Source organism: Cryobacterium sp. (assembly GCF_026786305.1).
Taxonomy (GTDB): domain Bacteria; phylum Actinomycetota; class Actinomycetes; order Actinomycetales; family Microbacteriaceae; genus Cryobacterium.
Genome location: NZ_JAJAYI010000060.1, coordinates 1 through 19,069, shown reverse-complemented (window position 1 = coordinate 19,069; position 19,069 = coordinate 1). Strand labels below are relative to the sequence as shown.

General features: G+C 65.1%; 20 protein-coding genes and 2 pseudogenes. 17 read left to right on the top strand and 5 right to left on the bottom strand.

The genetic code is table 11. The annotated features are described in order from the left end of the window. A pseudogene (locus tag LH475_RS06220) lies at positions 1-355 on the bottom strand (hypothetical protein); the annotation flags it as partial. Between the two features lie 127 nt (positions 356-482). On the opposite strand from LH475_RS06220, the gene LH475_RS06215 reads away from it, so the two are divergent. Then, positions 483-773 carry a hypothetical protein gene (locus LH475_RS06215; protein ID WP_196842950.1) on the top strand — a complete coding sequence of 97 codons (291 nt, stop codon included), beginning with the start codon at positions 483-485 and terminating at the stop codon, positions 771-773. Then, positions 761-2,200 carry a hypothetical protein gene (locus LH475_RS06210; protein ID WP_196842951.1) on the top strand — a complete coding sequence of 480 codons (1,440 nt, stop codon included), beginning with the start codon at positions 761-763 and terminating at the stop codon, positions 2,198-2,200. Before LH475_RS06215 ends, LH475_RS06210 begins: the two co-directional genes overlap by 13 nt. A 12-nt stretch (positions 2,201-2,212) precedes the next feature. Here the strand turns inward: LH475_RS06210 and LH475_RS06205 are convergent, their stop codons facing one another. Continuing rightward, on the bottom strand, positions 2,213-2,605 hold the full coding sequence (locus tag LH475_RS06205; RefSeq protein ID WP_196842952.1) for a phage holin family protein: 393 nt from the start codon (positions 2,603-2,605) through the stop codon (positions 2,213-2,215). 88 nt (positions 2,606-2,693) lie between these two features. Here LH475_RS06205 and LH475_RS06200 point away from each other — a divergent pair, with 88 nt between their 5' ends. From LH475_RS06200 to LH475_RS06135, 14 genes and pseudogenes are all read left to right on the top strand, one after another. Further along, complete coding sequence (locus LH475_RS06200) at positions 2,694-3,800, top strand: histidinol-phosphate transaminase (RefSeq protein ID WP_196842953.1); 1,107 nt, start codon at positions 2,694-2,696, stop codon at positions 3,798-3,800. Between the two features lie 121 nt (positions 3,801-3,921). After that, positions 3,922-5,016, top strand: a complete 1,095-nt coding sequence (locus LH475_RS06195) for a thiamine pyrophosphate-dependent dehydrogenase E1 component subunit alpha (protein WP_196843067.1) — start codon at positions 3,922-3,924, stop codon at positions 5,014-5,016. After that, positions 5,013-6,017 (top strand): alpha-ketoacid dehydrogenase subunit beta, encoded by a 1,005-nt coding sequence (locus LH475_RS06190; protein ID WP_196842954.1) that lies wholly within the window; start codon positions 5,013-5,015, stop codon positions 6,015-6,017. The genes LH475_RS06195 and LH475_RS06190 overlap by 4 nt, the downstream gene beginning before the upstream one ends. 37 nt (positions 6,018-6,054) lie before the next feature. Continuing rightward, the gene (locus LH475_RS06185; RefSeq protein ID WP_297413125.1) at positions 6,055-7,425 is read left to right on the top strand and encodes a dihydrolipoamide acetyltransferase family protein; all 1,371 of its coding nucleotides are present in this window, start codon (positions 6,055-6,057) and stop codon (positions 7,423-7,425) included. Between the two features lie 62 nt (positions 7,426-7,487). Beyond that, positions 7,488-8,489: a metal ABC transporter substrate-binding protein gene (locus tag LH475_RS06180; protein WP_196842956.1), complete on the top strand. Its 1,002-nt coding sequence runs from the start codon at positions 7,488-7,490 to the stop codon at positions 8,487-8,489. 7 nt (positions 8,490-8,496) lie between these two features. Then, positions 8,497-9,294, top strand: a complete 798-nt coding sequence (locus LH475_RS06175) for a metal ABC transporter ATP-binding protein (RefSeq protein ID WP_297413124.1) — start codon at positions 8,497-8,499, stop codon at positions 9,292-9,294. Then, positions 9,295-10,188 (top strand): metal ABC transporter permease, encoded by an 894-nt coding sequence (locus LH475_RS06170; protein WP_196842957.1) that lies wholly within the window; start codon positions 9,295-9,297, stop codon positions 10,186-10,188. Continuing rightward, positions 10,188-11,039, top strand: a complete 852-nt coding sequence (locus LH475_RS06165; RefSeq protein WP_196842958.1) for a metal ABC transporter permease — start codon at positions 10,188-10,190, stop codon at positions 11,037-11,039. The genes LH475_RS06170 and LH475_RS06165 overlap by 1 nt, the downstream gene beginning before the upstream one ends. Beyond that, positions 11,036-11,416 (top strand): annotated as a pseudogene (locus tag LH475_RS06160) (transcriptional repressor); the annotation flags it as partial. The gene LH475_RS06165 and the pseudogene LH475_RS06160, both read left to right, overlap by 4 nt. A 198-nt stretch (positions 11,417-11,614) precedes the next feature. Beyond that, on the top strand, positions 11,615-11,851 hold the full coding sequence (gene rpmB / locus LH475_RS06155; protein WP_035835252.1) for a 50S ribosomal protein L28: 237 nt from the start codon (positions 11,615-11,617) through the stop codon (positions 11,849-11,851). Further along, positions 11,851-12,018 carry a 50S ribosomal protein L33 gene (gene rpmG / locus LH475_RS06150; protein WP_035880539.1) on the top strand — a complete coding sequence of 56 codons (168 nt, stop codon included), beginning with the start codon at positions 11,851-11,853 and terminating at the stop codon, positions 12,016-12,018. The genes rpmB and rpmG overlap by 1 nt, the downstream gene beginning before the upstream one ends. Positions 12,019-12,020: 2 nt before the next feature. Further along, positions 12,021-12,326, top strand: a complete 306-nt coding sequence (rpsN, locus tag LH475_RS06145) for a 30S ribosomal protein S14 (protein ID WP_092110538.1) — start codon at positions 12,021-12,023, stop codon at positions 12,324-12,326. Positions 12,327-12,627: 301 nt separating this feature from the next. After that, entirely contained in the window at positions 12,628-12,915 is a 288-nt protein-coding gene (locus tag LH475_RS06140; protein WP_066598601.1) for an HU family DNA-binding protein, read from the top strand. A gap of 187 nt (positions 12,916-13,102) precedes the next feature. Next, positions 13,103-15,091, top strand: a complete 1,989-nt coding sequence (locus tag LH475_RS06135; protein ID WP_297413123.1) for a cytochrome c oxidase assembly protein — start codon at positions 13,103-13,105, stop codon at positions 15,089-15,091. Positions 15,092-15,099: 8 nt separating this feature from the next. Here LH475_RS06135 and LH475_RS06130 read toward each other — a convergent pair whose 3' ends face one another. After that, entirely contained in the window at positions 15,100-16,182 is a 1,083-nt protein-coding gene (locus LH475_RS06130; protein ID WP_297413122.1) for a hypothetical protein, read from the bottom strand. A gap of 127 nt (positions 16,183-16,309) precedes the next feature. Here LH475_RS06130 and LH475_RS06125 point away from each other — a divergent pair, with 127 nt between their 5' ends. Beyond that, entirely contained in the window at positions 16,310-17,704 is a 1,395-nt protein-coding gene (locus LH475_RS06125) for an AAA family ATPase (RefSeq protein WP_297413121.1), read from the top strand. A gap of 41 nt (positions 17,705-17,745) precedes the next feature. On the opposite strand, the gene LH475_RS06120 is transcribed toward LH475_RS06125, so the two are convergent. Then, positions 17,746-18,306 carry a hypothetical protein gene (locus LH475_RS06120; RefSeq protein ID WP_297413120.1) on the bottom strand — a complete coding sequence of 187 codons (561 nt, stop codon included), beginning with the start codon at positions 18,304-18,306 and terminating at the stop codon, positions 17,746-17,748. 134 nt (positions 18,307-18,440) lie between these two features. Beyond that, positions 18,441-18,851, bottom strand: coding sequence for a DUF4383 domain-containing protein (locus tag LH475_RS06115; protein WP_297413119.1), 411 nt, complete (start codon positions 18,849-18,851; stop codon positions 18,441-18,443). Positions 18,852-19,069: the final 218 nt, after the last annotated feature.

The following is a 19,069-nucleotide window of genomic DNA, read 5'->3' as shown; positions in this document are numbered from 1 at the left end:
CGGGAGCGCGAGCGTGGCGCGCCCTGTTGCCAAAAATGCGTGCGGGGCGGGGGCCGCCCCCGCCCAGGCGGGGGGGCGCGGCGAACCAGAGCGGGTCAAACTGGCGGGCCCGATGGTGGCTGCCGTCGTAGCCGCGCTTGGCCAGGGCCGTGATCGTGCGCCCATCGGCCTGCTCACCCACATGCCAGTCTCCGGTGCCGGCCGAGCTGGTCGCGATGAGACGCCCGAGTCCGAGCTTCGTGACGAGGTCACGCAGCACCACCTCGGCCATGGGCGATCGACAGATGTTTCCGGTGCAGACGAAAATAATACGAAACGGCGTCAACTCGTCGGGGGTGAGTGACGCGAAGGGCATGCCTCCCATTCTGGAGCAGTTTCGTCTTCTCCACACGCCCAGTATTCGGCGTCTGTGCACAGATTGCGCGCAAAGCGGCCGGGCGAGCCGCTGGTTCTGCGACGATCGGCGCTGACCAGGAGGTGTCATGGACGGTGTGGAGGTGCTGCAGTACGGTCGGGATCGCGCTGACCGCCTGGCAATGCTGCGGAGCCAGCGCAACCTGTTGTTCACCCTGTGCGCCGAGATCACCGCGATGCGTCGACACCTGATCGCCCTCGACCCGAGTGAGTTCTGGAGCTCGAAGTCTCAGCGCGCCTATTCCCGCTGCGTCGCCGAGATGGTGCAAGATCTCGGCGTCGTGCTGCACGACCTGCAGGAGGCCCTGGCGAGCGTACGCGGTCAGATTCAGCTGGAGGAGCACCTGTGTCAAGCGTGAGCGACGGGCTGGCCGACGGCGATTTGGTCGTCTCTCTGGGCGGCACCACAATCGTGGCAACGGATGCTGTGTTGGCGCAGTCACAGTTCTTGAATTCCCTGCGTCTCGAGCTGGCCAACTGGACTGGTCGCGCGAATCAGATCCGTACTGTGGATTTGCTGCGGCCAGCGAACTGGCTTGGCCAGGACCCCTGGCCCGATCTGCTCCATGCAGCAGTTCGGCTGCGTCAGCTTGAGCAGCAGTGTGGTGAGCTGGCTGACAATCTCGTGGCGGTTGCCAGGGGCTACGGTTACGTCGAGCGTGTCGCACAGCAGAGTGCAGTGTTCAACGGCGCGGAGGTCGCCCATTCTTTCGGCCAGTTCCTCAGATCTGCGTTTTTCATCGCGGTCGGCACTCCACTGGGCGTGGGATTGCCCGGCCTGTTCCTCACGGGACTGCTCTGGAAATCGACCGGTGGTTCAGTCGGCGGGTTTGAGATTGACCCCCGCCTGCTCACAAACCCGTCTGTGGTCGCCCTCGTGCGGGTTGCGGCCTCGTCGTTCGACGACGTAGCTGCCGGTCTGGCTGGGACGCCGCGGCCTGTCGGCGTGGCGCTCGGCGACGAGGGCCTGGGGCTGATCGGCGTCTCGAGCGCAGCCCTCGGTGTGTTGGCCGCGGCGCGCAGCCGAGGGCTGTTCAAGGAAGGCCCGGTGAACGTGGCGGCGGTGGGAACACCAACGCGAGCCACACCACCCACAGGTGTCGGCGATGTGGCGGCCAGAATCCCGAAAGGTGTCGCGGGGCAGCCGCAGGTGCGCATCGAGAATTACGGTGACACCGAGCATCCATCATGGGCGGTGTATATCGGTGGCACGGTTGACTGGAGCGCCGCCGCCACGACCGAACCCTGGGACCTCACCGCCAACGTGACGGCGATCGCCATGCAAAACTCTGGCTCTTTCTCGGCCGTCATCGACGCCATGAAAGCGGCCGGAATTGCACCGTCCGACCCGGTTGTCGTTGCCGGCCACTCTCAGGGTGGTCTGGTTGCCACCCAAGTCGCCGCCTACAGTTGGTTCAACGTGCAGGCGGTGGCCACCTTCGGGGCGCCCGAATCGAAGGTGCCCGTGCCGCCCGGCGTCGCCACCCTGACCGTTGAACACACCGACGATGTGGTGACTGCGCTCGGCGGGGCGAGCTTGATCGACTCCGACGATCGCGTGACCGTGCGCCGCGAGGCCTTCGCCTCGGAGCCGCTGCCGGCTGGGGACGCCCTGCCGGCACACCATCTGGACCGCTACCGCGAGACGGCGCTCCTCATCGATGCGTCACCGGAAGGAAACCTGCAGGACTTTCGGGACACCGTGACCGGCATTGTCGGAATCGAGCCGGGCGAGGCCGTCTTGTGGCGGGGCATCCGCTTGCCGGAAGGACCCTCGCCGCAGTAGGTACCGGCCGGCTCAGTCGCGCGCGGTGACCGGGCGCAAGATCAGGCCGAGCAGCCAGGAGATGATGCCCAGCACCAGTGCGCCGAGCACGCCCCACCAGAAGCTGTCGATGACGAGGCCAAAGCCCAAAAATCCGGAGAGCCAACCCACGAGCAAGAGCAACAGGCCATTGACGATCAGCGCGAACAGGCCGAGCGTCAAAACGTAGAGCGGAAAAGCGACGACGCGCAGCACGCCGCCGACGACGGTGTTCACGAACCCGAAGATGAGCGCGATGAGGAGGTATGTGATGACGCTGGCACCCGCGTCCGGCGCGTAGGCGGTGACGTGCACCCCGGTCACGAGCAGGGCGGTGAACCACAGGGCTACCGCGTTGACGATGAGCTTGATCAGGAATCTGGCCATGCCCTACTATCTCACCAGGTCGTGGCGGGCGAAAGTCAAGCGAACATTCATTCGCCATTGCGAATATATCCGGGCGTAGACTCACCGAGTGAGCCTCTCAGACCGACCCTCCGTCCGCCTGCGCCCGGAGATCATTGCCCTCCCGGCCTATAAGCAGGGCAAACCGGCTGACGCCAGTGCCTTCAAACTCTCGAGCAATGAGAACCCGTTCGACCCACTGCCCGGGGTCATCGAGGCGGTCACGGCCGAAACGGCCTACAACCGCTACCCGGATGCCTCGGCGCTGGTTCTGCGGGAACGCCTCGCCGCCAAGTACAGCCTCGACGTCGACCAAGTGCACATCGGCTCCGGCTCGGTAGCCCTGCTGGCCCAGCTCATTCTCGCTGCGGCTGGCCCGGACGATGAAGTGCTCTACTCCTGGCGCTCATTCGAGGCCTACCCCTCACTCGTGACCGTTGCCGGGGCCACGAGCGTGCGCGTGCCCAATCGCACCGATCACGGCCATGACCTGCCGGAAATGGCCGCCCTCATTGGCGACAAGACCCGGGTCGTCATCATCTGCTCGCCGAACAACCCCACCGGCACGATCGTGACCAAGGACGAATTCGAGGCCTTCATGGCCGTCGTCCCGACCGATCTGCTGGTCATTCTCGATGAGGCATATATCGAGTTCGTCACCGAAGCGGATACCGTGAGCGGCCCGCCCCTGCTGGCCCGCTACCCCAATCTGGTGGTCCTGCGCACCTTCTCCAAGGCCTACGGCCTCGCCGGACTGCGTGTGGGCTACGCGCTCGGTCCGGTGGATATTCTCAATGCCGCCCGATCGACCGCGATCCCGCTCTCGGTGACCGCGCAGGCCGCCGCCGCCGCGATCGCGTCACTCGATGCCGAGAAGGAGTTGCTCGCTCGGGTTCGGATCATTGCCGCCCGTCGCGATGCGACCTGGCTAGCGTTGACCCGCCAGGGCTGGAACATTCCTGCGCCTCAGGGCAACTTTCTCTGGCTGCCCACGGGGGCCGAAACGACCAGCGTGGCCCAGGTACTCGGCGAGGCCGGCCTCATCGTGCGTCCCTTCGCGACCGAAGGTATTCGGGTCTCTATCGGTGAGGAGCAGGCTGTGGCGACACTCCTACTAATAAGCGCGAATATTGTCGACGGCCTTCCGGCCGACCACCCGGCTCGGCAGATAGGTTAGTACGGTGTCAGCCACCCGAAACGACGCGACTGCACCCGTGACTGCAGCGCCCACAACCGAAGCACCCACAACAAAAGCACCCACAACTTTTGGCCTGGTCGGAGCCGAGACCTGCGTGCGCATGATTTCCCCGGCCGGGGTGTTCGCACCGAACGCCGCCGCCGAAGAGTTTTTGCCCTACCTCGACCGGCTCACCGAGGCGGACCACCGACGTTTCTACCGCGACATGGTCGTGGTGCGCAAATTCGACACCGAGGCGGCCAACCTGCAGCGCCAGGGCCAGCTTGCCCTCTGGGTGCCGAGCCATGGCCAAGAAGCCGCCCAGGTCGGGTCGGCCTACGCCACCCGGCCGCAGGACCACGTGTTTCCCTCCTACCGGGAGCACGTCGTCGGCATGATCCGCGGCCTGGACGTCGTGGACATTCTGCGCATGCTGCGCGGCGTCACTCTTGGCGGCTGGGTACCTGGCGAGCACGGAAACTTTCACCTTTATACCCTTGTGCTCGCCTCGCAGACCCTGCACTCCACCGGCTACGCCATGGGCATGCAGCTCGATGGGTCGACCGCGACCGGCAACCCACAGACCGACCAGGCCGTCATCGTGTACTACGGCGACGGCGCCTCCTCGCAGGGCGACGCCAATGAGGCGCTCGTGTTCGCGGCGAGCTACCAGACGCCGCAGGTGTTCTTTCTGCAGAACAACCACTGGGCCATCTCGGTGCCGGTCGCCCGGCAGTCCCGAACGCCGCTGTACCTGCGCGCCGGCGGCTTCGGTATGCCCGGCACCCAGATCGACGGCAACGATGTGCTCGCGAGCTTTGCCGTCACGGCGAAGTCGATGGATGACGCCCGCGCCGGTCACGGACCGTCGTTGATTGAGGCGCTCACCTACCGTGTCGGCGCACACACCACCGCCGACGACCCCACCAAGTACCGTAATCCCGACGAACTCGCCTACTGGGTGGCCCGCGACCCGATCGTGCGCTTTCGCAGCTACCTGCAGGGGCGCGGTATCGAGCAGGAATTCCTCGACGCCGTCGATGAAGAAGCCGCTGATTTCGCCGCCGACACCCGCCGTCGTGCTCTGGAGATCACCGGCCCGGAACAATCGGTGATATTTGACCATGTCTATGCGGAACCGCATCCGCTCGTGACCGAGCAAAAGGACTGGCTGGAACGCTACGAAGCGTCTTTTGACGAGGGTGAGAACCAATGACCGCTGCCACGGACACGAGCGTCGCATCCGCGTCGCTGCCGATGACGAAAGCCCTGAACGCGGGGCTGCGTCGAGCGATGCTCGATGACCCCAAGGTGCTGCTGATGGGTGAGGACATCGGCCCGCTCGGCGGAGTTTTTCGGGTCACCGAGGGCCTCATCGCCGAGTTCGGTGACAAGCGGGTGCTTGACACGCCGCTCGCCGAGTCCGGCATCATCGGCACGGCCATCGGCCTCGCCATGCGCGGGTTTCGACCGGTCTGCGAGATTCAGTTCGACGGATTCGTCTTTCCCGGATTTGACCAGATCACCAGCCAGCTGGCCCGCATGCGTAACCGCCACGAGGGCGGCCTCATCATGCCCGTCGTCATTCGCATTCCCTACGGCGGACACATCGGCTCGATCGAGCACCACCAGGAGAGCCCGGAGGCTTATTTCGCGCACACCCCCGGCCTGCGTGTGGTCAGTCCCTCCAACCCGCACGACGCCTACTGGATGATGCAGGAAGCCATAGCCAGCGACGACCCGGTGATCTTCTTCGAGCCGAAGAGCCGCTATTGGCCCAAGGGCGAGGTGCGCTTCGGCGAAAGCGGAACGCCGCTGCACGCCAGCCGCGTGGTGCGGGTCGGTACCGACGTCACCGTCGTCGGGCACGGTGCCATGGTGAGTGTACTTCTGCAGGCCGCCGACCTCGCCGCTGCCGAGGGGATCAGCCTCGAGGTCGTCGACCTGCGCTCGATCTCCCCCATCGACTACGGACCGATCCTCGGTTCGGTTCAGAAAACCGGCCGCCTCGTCGTCACCCAGGAAGCCTCCGGCTTCGTCAGCGTCGGCAGCGAGATCGCCGCCACGGTTGCCGAGCGGGCGTTCTACACGCTCGAAGCGCCCGTGCTGCGGGTCTCCGGCTTTGACACGCCGTTTCCGCCGGCCGCCGTCGAGACGCACTTTCTGCCCAGCCCTGACCGGGTGCTGGAAGCCGTCGACCGCGTTCTCGCCTACTGATCATTTTCACCTCCACCAGCAGCAGGAAAGGCACAGAATGAGCGTGTCGAAGTTCACTCTCCCCGACGTCGGCGAAGGCCTGACCGAGGCCGAAATCGTCGAGTGGAAGGTCGCGCCCGGCGACACCGTCACGATCAACCAAGTGCTGGTTGAGATTGAAACAGCCAAATCCCTGGTCGAGCTGCCGTCGCCGTTCGTCGGCGTGGTCAGTGAAATCCTGGTCGCGGCGGGCACGACCGTCGACGTCGGCACGCTGATCATCACGATCAACTCCGATGCCAGCGCGAGTGCAGATCGGCCGGCGGCAGCCCCGACAACGGATGCCGCCGCCGTTGCGCAGGCCGCCACCCTGGCCGTGGATACCAGCAGCAGCATCAGCGACGAAGCCCCCGAACCGGTGCTGGTCGGCCGCGCCGCCGCCGCCACCATGCCCACCCGTCGGCGTCGACACACCGGCGTGAGTGTCGCCCACGAGACGCTGGCCCCCGAACCCCAGGCGCGAACGCGAGCGGAGCCGCTGGAACCAACCCGGCGGGCGGCATCCGTTGGACCGGTTATGGCGAAGCCGCCGATTCGCAAGCTCGCCAAAGACCTCGGCGTCGACCTGTCCCTCGTTGAGGCAACCGGGCCGGTCGGAGATGTGACCCGTGAAGACGTGCTGCGCGGTGCGACCCAGGCCAGCGTGTTCCGCAATATTCAGACCCCGGCGTGGCCGGTCGATCGCGACGAACACATTCCGGTGAAGGGCGTGCGCAAGGCCATCGCGCAGGCCATGGTCAAGAGCGCTTTCACGGCGCCGCACGTGAGCCTATTCGTCGACGTCGATGCCACCCGCACCATGGAGTTCGTCAAACGGCTCAAGGCCTCCACCGACTTCGCCGGAATCCGCGTGTCGCCCCTGCTGATCATGGCCAAGGCCATGATCTGGGCGGTGCGGCGCAACCCCACGGTGAACTCGACGTTCACCGATGAGGAGATCATCGTGCGGCACTACGTGAACCTCGGCATCGCCGCGGCCACCCCGCGCGGGCTGATCGTGCCAAACATCAAGGAAGCGCAGGACATGAGCCTGCTCGAGCTCGCTGCGGCCCTCGAGAAGCTGACGATGACCGCGCGTGACGGCAAGACCGGTCCGGCTGAGATGAGCAACGGCACGATCACGATCACCAATATTGGCGTGTTCGGCATGGACACCGGCACACCCATACTCAACTCGGGCGAGGCCGGAATCGTGGCCCTCGGCACGATCAAACAGAAGCCGTGGGTCGTCGACGGCGAGGTTCGGGCCCGGTTCGTGACCACCATCGGTGCGAGCTTCGACCATCGGGTCGTCGATGGCGATGTCGCGAGCCGTTTTCTCGCCGACGTCGCCAGCATCATCGAGGAGCCGGCCCTGCTGCTGGAGTAGGCCCGGCCACACACCCTGTTAATGGTTTTGACAATCATTATCAACAGAGCTATTCTCGGGGAATGCGCAGAAGATATTTCGTTGTTCCCGCGCTCCTCGCGTCAACCGCCCTCGCCCTGTCGGGATGCTCGGCTGGAACGAACGCTGACAGCGCGGCCGCAGACCTCAAGGTCGTCGCCACGACCACCCAGGTCGCCGACTTCACCCGCAACGTCATTCGCGGCGCCCGCGGCGTCGATCTCACCCAGCTCATTCAGCCGAACCAGAGCGCCCACAGCTACGACCCCTCCGCGGCCGACCTGACGGCGCTCGGTGCAGCCGATGTGCTCGTCATCAACGGCGTCGGACTCGAGGAGTGGCTCGACGACGCCATTGCCGCGTCCGGCTTCGACGGCGTCACGATTGATGCCGACAAGGGAATCACTATCTCAAAGGTCGGCGCCGGTGAGGACCACTCCGCCGACGAGCAGGCCGACACGCACGCCCATGACGGCGGCGACCCGCACATCTGGACCGACGTGCACAATGCCGAGACCATCGTGCGGACGATCACCGGCGGCCTCACCGCTGCCGACAGTGACAACGCGCCCACCTTCACCAGCAATGCAGTCGCGTACACCGCTCGGCTCAGCGCCCTCGACGAGTGGATCCGCACCAATGTTGCCACCGTGCCGGAGAGCGACCGTTTGCTCGTGAGTAACCATGACGCACTCGGATACTTCACCGCGGCGTACCACATCGACTATGTCGGCTCGGTAATTCCGAGCTTCGACGACAACGCCGAACCGAGCGCCGCCGAAATCGATACCCTCGTCGCGGCCGTCAAGGCCACCGGTGTCACGGCCATCTTCTCCGAGGCGTCGCTCAGCCCCAAAACCGCCGAGACGATCGCGACCGAAGCCGGTGTCACCGTCTACTCCGGCGACGATGCTCTCTACGTCGACTCGCTGGGCCCTGACGGAAGCGCCGGCGACACGTACATCAAGGCGCAGCTGCACAATGCAACGCTCATGCTCCAATCGTGGGGCGTCACACCCTCTGCGCTGCCCGCCGACCTGCAATAGTTGACACGTGATCGAGAACACTTCTCAAGAGACACCACCAGCGAACGCTGCCGTCGCTCTTCGTGTGACAGCGGCGTCGTTTGCGTACGGCGCGCAGCCCGCGCTCACTGGGATCGACTTCGCGGTGTTGCCCGGCCAGGCTGTCGCCCTGATCGGCCCCAACGGCTCGGGCAAGTCCACCCTTCTCAAGGGCATTCTCGGGCTTATCACCCGCACATCCGGCGCGGTCGACGTGCTCGGACAGTGGCCGGCCCCGGCCGGCTACATCGGTTATGTGCCGCAGACCGACCAGCTCGACCCGCACTTTCCGGTCTCGCTCGAGCAGGTCGTCATGATGGGCCGCTACCGGTCGCTCGGTTGGTGGCGCAGGCCCGCCACGGCCGATCGTCGGGCGGTCGCCGAGGCTTTGGACACTGTCGGCCTGGGCTCCCGCGCCAAGTCACGCTTCGGTAAATTGTCGGGCGGACAGCAGCAACGCGGTCTGCTCGCGCGCGCCGTGGCATCCGCCCCGCGTCTGTTGTTGCTTGATGAGCCCTTCAACGGTCTCGATCAGGTCAATCGGGACGCCCTCATTGACACCGTGAAACGCCTCAAGCAGCAGGGCGTGGCGGTGCTCGTGTCGACCCACGACCTCGACCTCGCTCGGGCCGTGTGTGAGAGTGTGCTGCTGCTGAACGGGGCCCAGGTGGCTTTCGGCCCGCGCGACGACGTATTGACCCTGGCCAACGTGCAGCGGGCATTCGGCTCGGTCGGTGTGGAGATGGACGAGCACACGATCGTGGTTCCCGGCCACGGAGGTCACTGAGTGGATGTCTTCACCCCGCTGATCACCGCGTTCGACCTGCCGTTCATGGCCCGAGCGCTGCTCGTGCTCGTCGTGCTCAGTCTCGTCGCCGGGCTCGTGGGCGTTCTCGTCAATCTGCGAGGGCTTGAGTTCATCAGTGATGGACTCACCCACGCGGTCTTTCCCGGGGTGGCCATCGGATTCGTCTGGGGTGGCCGCGACGGCCTGTTCGTGGGAGCCATGGCGGCGGCCCTCATCGCCGCCGTCGTGCTCACAGTGATCGTCAAACGCGCGGTCACATCGGATGCCGCGATCGCCATCGTGTTCACGGCCATGTTCAGCGTGGGAATCATCGTGGTTTCACGGGAAACAAATTACGTTGGCCAGCTGGACGCGCTGCTGTTCGGACGCCTGTTGACCGTCAGTCCAGCCGAGGTCAATCAGGCCGTCGTGGTCTGTCTCCTGGCACTGATCATTGTGGGGTTCACACTCAAGGAGCAGGTTTTTCGGGCCTTCGACGTCGAGGGCACGGCGGCGGCCGGATACCGGCCGCTCGTAATCGACAGTGTGCTCAACATCGCCATCGCCCTCGTTGTGGTGGCCGCGAGCAGTGCCGTGGGCAACCTGCTCGTGCTCGCCGTGCTGATTGTGCCGGGCGCCGTCGCCCGCCTGGTGACCAATCGCCTGTGGCTGCTCTTTCCCGTGGCCGCCGGCTTTGCTATCCTGGCCGCCTGGGTCGGGCTCACGCTCGGCTACGAAGCATCGGTGAACGGCGGGGTCGACCTGCCGAGCGGCGCAACCGTGGTGCTCGTGCTCGTCGCCGGCTACGTGGTGGCCCTGGTGGCGCGCCTCGGAGTGGACCGGATCGGCGGTCCGCGACGAGCACGGGTCTCGACTGAGCCGGTGGCCCGCTGATGGGCTACTTTGAGCAGGCCCTGCTGGCGGCGCTGCTGATCGGAGCGCTCAGCGGATTCGTGGGCACCCTCGTGGTGCTTCGGCAGCGTACCTTCTTCGCCCAAGCCCTCACCCACGCAACTTTTCCTGGAGCGGTGGGTGCGGCAATACTGGGAGTGAGCATCCCGCTCGGGGCCGCCGTGGCGAGCGTGGTCATCGTGGGGGTCATGACAATGATCGGTCGGGTCAAGCGGCAGGGAAATCAGGTCGCATCGGGCATTCTACTCACCGCCGGATTCGCACTCGGGGTTCTGCTGCAGGGGCTCAACCCGGCTCTTCCGGTGAAGGTCGACTCCTACTTGGTCGGTTCCATCCTCACGGTGACCGACCGCGATGTGACTCTCGTGGCCGTCGTACTCGGGCTCGCAGTGCTGGCCACTGTCGTGTTCGGCAAACAGATCATGTTCTCGACCTTCGATGTGAACGGCTTTCGCGCCGCCGGCTTTCGCGAATGGCCGATCGAAGTGCTGACCCTGGTGCTCATCACGGCCACGGTCGTGACCGCGATGCCCGCCGTCGGCGCCATCCTGGCCATAGCTCTGATTGCCGCCCCCGCCGCCGCGGCCCGCCTCGTCTCGCGCACGACCACTCAAATGTTTGTCATCGCCCCCGTGCTCGGCGCAGTCTCGGGCCTGGTCGGCGTGCTGCTGTCGCGTTCACTCGACGTTGCAGCCGGGCCGGCGATCGCACTGACAGCGGCCGCACTGTTCGTGCTTTCCCTGGTTCTTCGGCGGCTGGTGGGTGCAGCACGGGTGCCCCGCGAGGCGGATGCGCGCCGACCGACGCGAACATCGCTACGGTTGAAGTCATGAAGCGAAACACCTGGCAGCGTGAGGCCGTGCGGGGCGCCCTCGACGCGAACGACGGCTTCGTCAGCGCCCAGGCGCTGCACTCCGCGCTGCACGCGACCGGATCTCCCATTGGTCTCGCCACGGTCTACCGTGCTCTTGCCGACCTCGCGGTCAAGGGTGACGCCGACTCGCTGCAATCCCCCGACGGCGAGAGCCTGTACCGCGCCTGCAGCACCAACGAGCACCACCACCACTTGATCTGTCGCAATTGCGGACTCACCGTGGAGATCGAAGCGGATGCCGTCGAGCGGTGGGCCAAAGACGTGGCCGCCCAGAACGGGTTCACCCAGGCAGCCCACGTCGTGGACGTTTTCGGCCTGTGCGCAACCTGCACCGCCGCACCCGCTCTGGTGGCACCCGCTCTCGGGGGAGTGGGGATTTGCAGGACCCCCGGCGATCGAGTAGCGTGTAGATCTGCTACGCCTGTGTGCGTACATTGCGGGCTTTTCCTCCCCAACCATTCGGTTGATGCGGGGTTGTGCCCGTCGACAAGGGATCTTGGGAAGGGCATTCGCCCTTCGGTATTGGAGGAAACCATGGCATCTGTGTGCCAGGTGACCGGAGCTGTTCCCGGCTTCGGACACAACATTTCGCACTCGCACCGACGCACCAAGCGTCGTTTCGACCCGAACGTTCAGAAGAAGACGTACTACGTGCCGTCGCTTCGTCGCAAGGTCACATTGACCCTGTCCGCAAAGGGCATCAAGGTCATTGATGCTCGTGGTATCGAGAGCGTCGTCAAGGACGTTCTCGCTCGTGGGGTGAAGATCTAATGGCTAAGGCTCATGATGTACGTCCGATCATCAAGCTTCGTTCCACGGCTGGAACCGGTTATACCTACGTAACCAAGAAGAACCGCCGTAACGACCCCGACCGTCTTGTACTCAAGAAGTACGACCCGGTTATCCGCAAGCACGTTGACTTCCGTGAGGAGCGCTAAACATGGCGAAGAAGAGCATGATTGCCAAGAACAACCAGCGCAAGGTCATCGTCGAGCGTTACGCCGTCAAGCGCCTTGAGCTCAAGAAGGCCCTGGTTGACCCTGCCGGCACCGACGAGTCGCGTGAAGCCGCTCGCAAGGGCCTGCAGAAGCTGCCGCGCAACGCGAGCCCGGTGCGCCTGCGCAACCGTGACGCCGTTGACGGTCGTCCCCGTGGCCACCTCTCCAAGTTCGGTATCTCGCGTGTTCGTTTTCGCGACATGGCGCACCGCGGCGAACTACCCGGCATCACCAAGTCCAGCTGGTAACTCCTCCTGGCAGCCGATGAAGCTCAGCTTCGACGGTCTCTGAGTCACCCGAACGGGATGTCGACTTCCAGTCGGCATCCCGTTTGCGTTGGGCCCGGCGGGTACGCAGGTTGTGCGCGCACAGCGAAAAGTTGGCGACTCGCCGGGTAAAAGTGTAAAAACCGACCCGAAATCCGCGGAATCTAGCGGATGTCTGCTAGATTTCATCTCGGTCGAACCGACCAACGGAGCGGCAGAACCTGCCGCGCCCGCATCACGAATATCGCTGTTAACACAGACGAAGGTCCGAGGAGGACACTCAATGGCTGACAAGTCGCTGAACAAGACCGAGCTCGTTGCCAAGGTTGCCGCTGACTCCGGACAGAGCCAGGCCGCCGTCGATGGCGTTCTGAACGCTTTCTTCGCAACCCTGGCCGACACCGTTGCCAACGACGGTAAGGTCACCATCCCGGGATGGCTGGGAGTCGAGCGCACCGCTACGGCCGCCCGCACCGGCCGCAACCCGCAGACCGGCGAGGAAATCGCCATCGCTGCCGGCCACCGCGTCAAGCTGACCGCGGGAAGCAAGCTCAAGGCTGCCGCCAAGTAGCTTCCGCAGTAAGTAGGGGCGTCGACTGCGGTCGGCGCCCCTGTTTCGTCCCCCGGGGCATCCGTCTGCCATCGAACCGTGAGTTTCAGGGCCTTGAAACGGTTCAATTGGGCGAAAACTCACGGGTCGGCGGGAGTTCTCGCGCGCGCGCGACGGATGCCCAGGGATGGGCGAATAAGCTGGGTGGGTGCCCCGTTTCGTCCGCGTTCTCGGACCGGCAGCCCTGCTGCTGGTCGCTGTGTTGTCCACCCTTGTCGCCCTGGCCTATGGCGGTGGCGCCTCGGCCCAGCTGCTCGCCGACCCGGGACCAGTGGTGCGCTGGGGACTGCCCATCGCCAAGCTCGTGGTCAACCTCGCGGCGGCGGGAACGATCGGCGCTCTCGTGCTCACGTTGTTCGCGCTCAGCCCCAAGGAACGCGAGTTCAGTACCGCCCTGGACTTCGCCGCAGCGTCGGCGGCACTGTTCGCCGTCGCGTCCGCTGTCACGGGTTTTCTGACCTTTCTGCAGGTCACGAACGTGCCATTGGGCATCAGCGATCAATTCAGTGCCACGGTCGGGCAGTTCTTCAGTCAGATCGAACTGGGGCAGGCCTGGCTCGCGACGACGTTGATCGCCGCCGGCGTCACCGTGCTGTGCTTCGCCGTGCGCAACCAGACCGCACTGGTCTTCGTGACCGTGCTGGCCCTGACCGCCCTGCTGCCCATGGCCCAGCAAGGCCACGCGGCGGGCGCTGCCGGGCACGACGCCGCGATCACCGCCCTCGGCCTGCACCTCGTCTTCGCGGCGATCTGGCTGGGCGGACTGCTCACCATCATCGTGCTGCGCACCCAGCTGGACGGCGAACGCATCCGCCAGGTGATCGGCCGGTATTCCTCGCTCGCGTTGATCTCCTTCATCGTGGTGGCCGTCTCCGGCTATGCCAGCGCTGAACTGCGTATCGGCAGCTGGGACAACCTGTTCAGCCCCTATGGCATTCTCGTGCTGGTCAAGCTCACCGCCCTCGTGGCCCTCGGCGGCTTCGGCATTCTGCATCGCCAATTCTTCATCAAGCGGATGCAGCAAAGCGAGCCCGCGCGCGGGCGCTGGTTCTGGTGGCTCGTCGTGACCGAGCTCGGCTTCATGGGCCTCGCCTCCGGTGTGGCTGCCGCGCTCGCCCGCACGGCGACACCCGTCGCCCAGGTGGTCGCGACCGAGATTCCGCAGTCCACGCCCGCGCAGATCCTCACCGGTGAGCTGCTCCCGCCCGCGCTGACTTTCTCGCGCTATTTCACCGAGTGGAACTTCGACCTCGTCTGGATTCTGTTCTGCGCGTTCGGCACCTTCTTTTACCTCGCCGGTGTCTGGCGGCTGCACCGCCGCGGCGACGCCTGGCCGATCTACCGCAGCGTGCTCTGGATTCTCGGCATGCTCACCCTGTTCTACATCACCAACGGTGGTGTGAACGTGTACGAGAAGTACCTGTTCTCCACCCACATGCTCATGCACATGATGCTGACCATGCTCGTGCCGTTGATGCTCGTGCCGGGCGCTCCGGTGACGCTGGCCGCACGCGCCATCGCCAAGCGGCAGGACGGCAGCCGCGGGGCGCGCGAGTGGATACTCACCGCGGTGCATTCGCGCTTTGCCGGCGTCGTCGCCAACCCGATCGTCGCCGCCCTACTGTTCGGCGTCTCGCTCTGGGTGTTCTACTACACCTCGATCTTCAGCTGGGCGACGACAGACCACATCGGCCACCTGTGGATGATCGTGCATTTTCTGATCACCGGCTACCTGTTCGTGCAGTCCCTGATCGGCATCGACCCGGTGCCGTTCCGGCTGCCGTACGCCTTCCGCCTGCTGCTGCTGCTCGTGACCATGGCGTTCCACGCGTTCTTCGGCCTCGCCCTGATGAGCGGCACCGGACTGCTCTTGGCTGACTGGTATGGCGCGATGGGCCGCACCTGGGGCCTCTCGGCCATCGCCGACCAGCAGATGGGTGGCGGCGTCGCCTGGGGAATCGGCGAACTGCCAACCTTTGTGCTGGCCGTTGTCGTGGCGATTCAGTGGAGCCGCGACGACACCAAGGTCACGAGAAGGCTGGATCGCAAGGCCGACCGCAACGAGGACGCCGAGTTGGTTGCCTACAATGCCCGGCTTACCCGCCTCGCCAAACACGATGTGGAGAGCTCGAACTAAGCCGGGGGTCAGTGTAGCTGGATGGCCAGGGCGCCGCTGGGCTGCACGATGACGCTGAGCCCCATCGTGAATGGCACGTCTTCGTCGCGAGTGCTGATGTCGCCGTCGAACAGTGACTGCACGTCGACCACGATATGGGCCTGCCCGGGTGTGGCGACCATCTCGAACGACAGCTCGCCGGCGGTCAGCGCGACGGGCGGGTACGCGGTGATCGACCAGGCCGGAATGCTTTCAATGCGATCGTCGATCGTGATGCCCCAGGGGCAGTTGGTCGGTTGCAATACCGTTTGGGTGGCGCACTCGTCGAGAAATTTGTTGAGCTCCGACTGCACCTGGGCCACCATCGCCTCGTTCGGCAGGGCGTCGACCTCGATCTCGGCGGGCCCCGACGCCGTGACGCGGGAGGCGAATTTTTTGGCCGTCAACATGGCCGACTCGTGCTCAAACGTGTACCGATTCGGTGCGAAGGCAAGATACGCGGCAGTGCTCGAAAACGTGGCCGGGGCGTCCGCTGCGATATGGGCGCGCGTGTCCAGGGTGAGGCCGTTGACCGTGAACGATCGCTCGTGCAACACCGAGACCTGCAGCACCGCAAGCGGGCTGACGGTGAATTTCCAGGCATTGAATACGCCGGCGAAGGTGCCGGCTCGCTCGACGGTGAACACCATGCTCGACGCGGTGCCGTTCAAATCGAAGTCGAACACGACGGTCTGTGCTGTTCCGTCGTCCGTGGCCGGCGTGGCGCTCGCGCTCGCAAGTTCGATATTGCGCAGGCCACCGAGAACGGATGCCCGCAGCAGCGTCTCCGGCAGATCTGCCGCGACCTCGTCGCTGAGCCCCCAGGCGGCCAGTTCGGCCTTGTCGGGCATGACTCCGCCGAGCGCGAGGGCTCCGACGGTGTCGCCGCGGGCGAGGGCGTCGAGGTACTGCTGCACAAAGCCGCCGGCGCTGTACACCGTGCGATTGAGGGCGCCAATGGTGCCGATGAGTCCGGCGGCGAAGAGCGCAGCGACCACCACAATGGCGAGTACGGCCCGGAGCATACTGCCGCGGCGCCCGCCCGCCCGATGTTGTTCGGCCGCAATGGTCACCCTAATATTGTATGGGGGGCCCATCGGCCGGGCGGCCAGTGCCCGGTGCGAGTGCCCGCCCGGGACCCAGCGCGGCTAGTGTGGGAGGTCCCCCGCGCAGTATCCAGACTGCCGGAGAAAGTGTGCCGTGTCCGAGATTCCGCTCAGCCGTGAACAGGCGCTGGTCTTTTCGGCAATCGAGGGCACGAAACAGAACGTCTTTGTCACCGGCCGGGCCGGAACCGGTAAATCCACCCTGCTGAACCACCTCTCCTGGAACACAGGCAAGCAGATCGTGATTGCCGCGCCCACCGGGGTCGCGGCGTTGAACGTGGGCGGCCAGACTATTCACTCGCTCTTTCGCCTGCCGATCGGCGTCATCGCCGACAGCCCGATCGACCAGAACGACCAGGTGCGCAAGCTCCTCAACACCATCGACACCCTCGTCATCGACGAGGTCTCGATGGTCAACGCTGACCTGATGGACGCGATAGACCGCAGCCTGCGGCAGGCCCGGCAGCGACCGTTCGAGGTATTCGGCGGGGTGCAGATCGTGCTGTTCGGCGACCCGTACCAGCTGGCCCCGGTGCCCGGCGGTTCCGATGAGCGTGCCTATTTCGCCGACCACTACCGGTCGATGTGGTTCTTCGATGCGAAGGTCTGGCGTGACGCCGAGCTGCGCATCTTCGAGCTGACCGAGATTCATCGCCAGCACGACAACGCCTTTAAACTCATGCTCAACGCTGTGCGCCACGGTCAGGTCACCGCTGAGATCGGCGGTGCGCTCAACGGCGCCGGGGCACGTACTCCACCGAGTGAGGGCGTGATCACCCTCGCGACGCGTAATGACGCGGTGAACCGTATCAACGCATCCGCTTTGAAGAAGCTGTCGGGCAAATCGCTCACCGCTAAGGCCGATATCACCGGGGATTTCGGAGGCAAGCAGTTTCCGGCTGACGAGGTACTCGAACTCAAGGTGGGCGCGCAGGTGATGTTCCTGCGCAACGATTCACCGCTGGATGGTGGCCCGCGCTGGGTGAATGGCAGCATCGGCACCGTGACCAAGGTAACCTCGACCGTGTTCGTCGATATCGACGGTGAGGTGCACGAGGTCGAGCCGACCGTGTGGGAAAAGTACAAGTACACCTACAACGCTGCGACTAAGAAGCTGAGTCGGGATGTCGTGGCGGAATTCACGCAGTTCCCGCTGCGGTTGGCGTGGGCAGTCACCATTCACAAATCGCAGGGTGCCACCTACGAGCGGGCCGTTGTCGACCTTGGTGCACGGGTGTTCAGCCCCGGCCAGACCTATGTGGCGTTGAGCCGACTGACCAGCCTGGACGGGCTGTACCTGACCCGCCCGCTGCGGCCGAGCGACATCATCGTCGACGAGAACGTCAGGCGGTTCATGAACATTGAGGTCGTGCCACCCGTGGCCGATCTGGCCGGGCTGGACGAGGCGGAGCTGGACGAGTCGGAGCTGGACGAGGCGGAGCTGGCGCCTGCCGATCAGACTGATCCGGAAACCGGACTACCCGCCTGACAGCGTTGTCGACGGGACCCGTTTCACGCTCTGCGAGGGACCTAGTGTGACCCGTGGCCGCCCGGGTCCGGCACGATCAACTCGGGCACTCCGTGCGAGCCGTGGGGTACCGCGTGAGAGCCGACCTCGGTGGCGGCGAGGGCCGGGGTGGTGAGCCCCGAGAGCAGAAGGCCTCCGACGACGAGGCCGACGAGAAAGCGCCAGCCACCGGGAGTGGCAGCACCGGGAGTGGCAGCACCGGGAGTGGCGGCACCGGGTCTGGCAGCACCGGACCCGGCGGCACCGGACGCGGCGGCACCGCCGGTTGTAGGGAGCGCTTTCGGTGCGCGCCGCAGCACGATGGCCACGGTGACGGTCAAGAATATGTTGAATACTGATGCCACGGCCATCGGGTACGGGGGCAAACCGGTCTCGGCGCTTGTGACGCCGAGGCCGCTGCCGAGGGCGGCGGTTGCTCCCCAGGTCAAGACCGGGATGAGGGCCGCAGCCACGACAATTCGGGCTGCAAGAACGCGGCCAGTGGCGAGGGTGGCGATTCCCCAGCCGAGTTCAGCAATGCCGAACCCGACCAGGAGAACCGACAGGCGAAACGGAGCGGTCACACCCACAGCCAGGTGACTCAGCGCGGTGCCGAGAGCGGCGAAGCCGAGCCAGATGCGAATGACCGGGGGGCATGATGCTCCTTGGGTGAATCTGCTGCTGCGAGGGGATGGAGTGGGGTGCTGGTAGCCGGTCGTTAGACCGTGGCGTGGCTGCGAACCGTCTTATCAGCGGTGAGGCCAACCCCGAGCAGCACGATCGCGCTGGCGATGTGCAAGAAGTGGTCAGCGGTGTTCAACGCCAGGATGTTCAGCGAGGTGTTCGCGATAAAGAACCCGACAATACCGAGCAGTAGGTACACGGCGCCGATGGTGCTGTTGGTGGCCTTGGCCGCCATCGCGTTGGAGAGGCCGGCGATGAGCAGAGCGGCACCGATTAAAAGGTGTGCAACGTTGTGCAACGGGTTGACTTCGAAGATGCCCAGAAGTAACTCGCCCTGGCTGGCGATGAAACCGACGCTGCCGGTGACGGCAAAGCCGAGTAGCCCAACAAGAACGTAGACTGCGCCGAAGACGGTGGCGATCAGGCGATTGGGTGATGTGCGCATTTCAGGTGCCTCCTATGTGATTCACGGCTTACCCGTGGTTGCTATGTGTTCGGAGCTCCATCAACTTCGGATTGGTACAGATTATGGCCCTGACCTGCTTAAGTGGGTGGCGACGCGTACCCCAAAGTGGCCACAAAAAGCGCGGCACCCCGCATAGGGGTGGCGCGAGTGGGTCGGGGGAGTGGGTCGGGCGAGTGGTGAGGCCGTGCGGCGGTTCG

Coding starts and splice junctions, on each gene's coding strand:
- LH475_RS06165 (WP_196842958.1), top strand. CDS start 10,188: ATGGGCTACTTTGAGCAGGCCCTGCTGGCGGCGCTGCTGATCGGAGCG.
- rpsN (WP_092110538.1), top strand. CDS start 12,021: ATGGCGAAGAAGAGCATGATTGCCAAGAACAACCAGCGCAAGGTCATC.
- LH475_RS06185 (WP_297413125.1), top strand. CDS start 6,055: ATGAGCGTGTCGAAGTTCACTCTCCCCGACGTCGGCGAAGGCCTGACC.
- LH475_RS06190 (WP_196842954.1), top strand. CDS start 5,013: ATGACCGCTGCCACGGACACGAGCGTCGCATCCGCGTCGCTGCCGATG.
- rpmG (WP_035880539.1), top strand. CDS start 11,851: ATGGCTAAGGCTCATGATGTACGTCCGATCATCAAGCTTCGTTCCACG.
- LH475_RS06205 (WP_196842952.1), bottom strand. CDS start 2,605: ATGGCCAGATTCCTGATCAAGCTCATCGTCAACGCGGTAGCCCTGTGG.
- LH475_RS06195 (WP_196843067.1), top strand. CDS start 3,922: ATGATTTCCCCGGCCGGGGTGTTCGCACCGAACGCCGCCGCCGAAGAG.
- rpmB (WP_035835252.1), top strand. CDS start 11,615: ATGGCATCTGTGTGCCAGGTGACCGGAGCTGTTCCCGGCTTCGGACAC.
- LH475_RS06180 (WP_196842956.1), top strand. CDS start 7,488: ATGCGCAGAAGATATTTCGTTGTTCCCGCGCTCCTCGCGTCAACCGCC.
- LH475_RS06140 (WP_066598601.1), top strand. CDS start 12,628: ATGGCTGACAAGTCGCTGAACAAGACCGAGCTCGTTGCCAAGGTTGCC.
- LH475_RS06115 (WP_297413119.1), bottom strand. CDS start 18,851: ATGCGCACATCACCCAATCGCCTGATCGCCACCGTCTTCGGCGCAGTC.
- LH475_RS06215 (WP_196842950.1), top strand. CDS start 483: ATGGACGGTGTGGAGGTGCTGCAGTACGGTCGGGATCGCGCTGACCGC.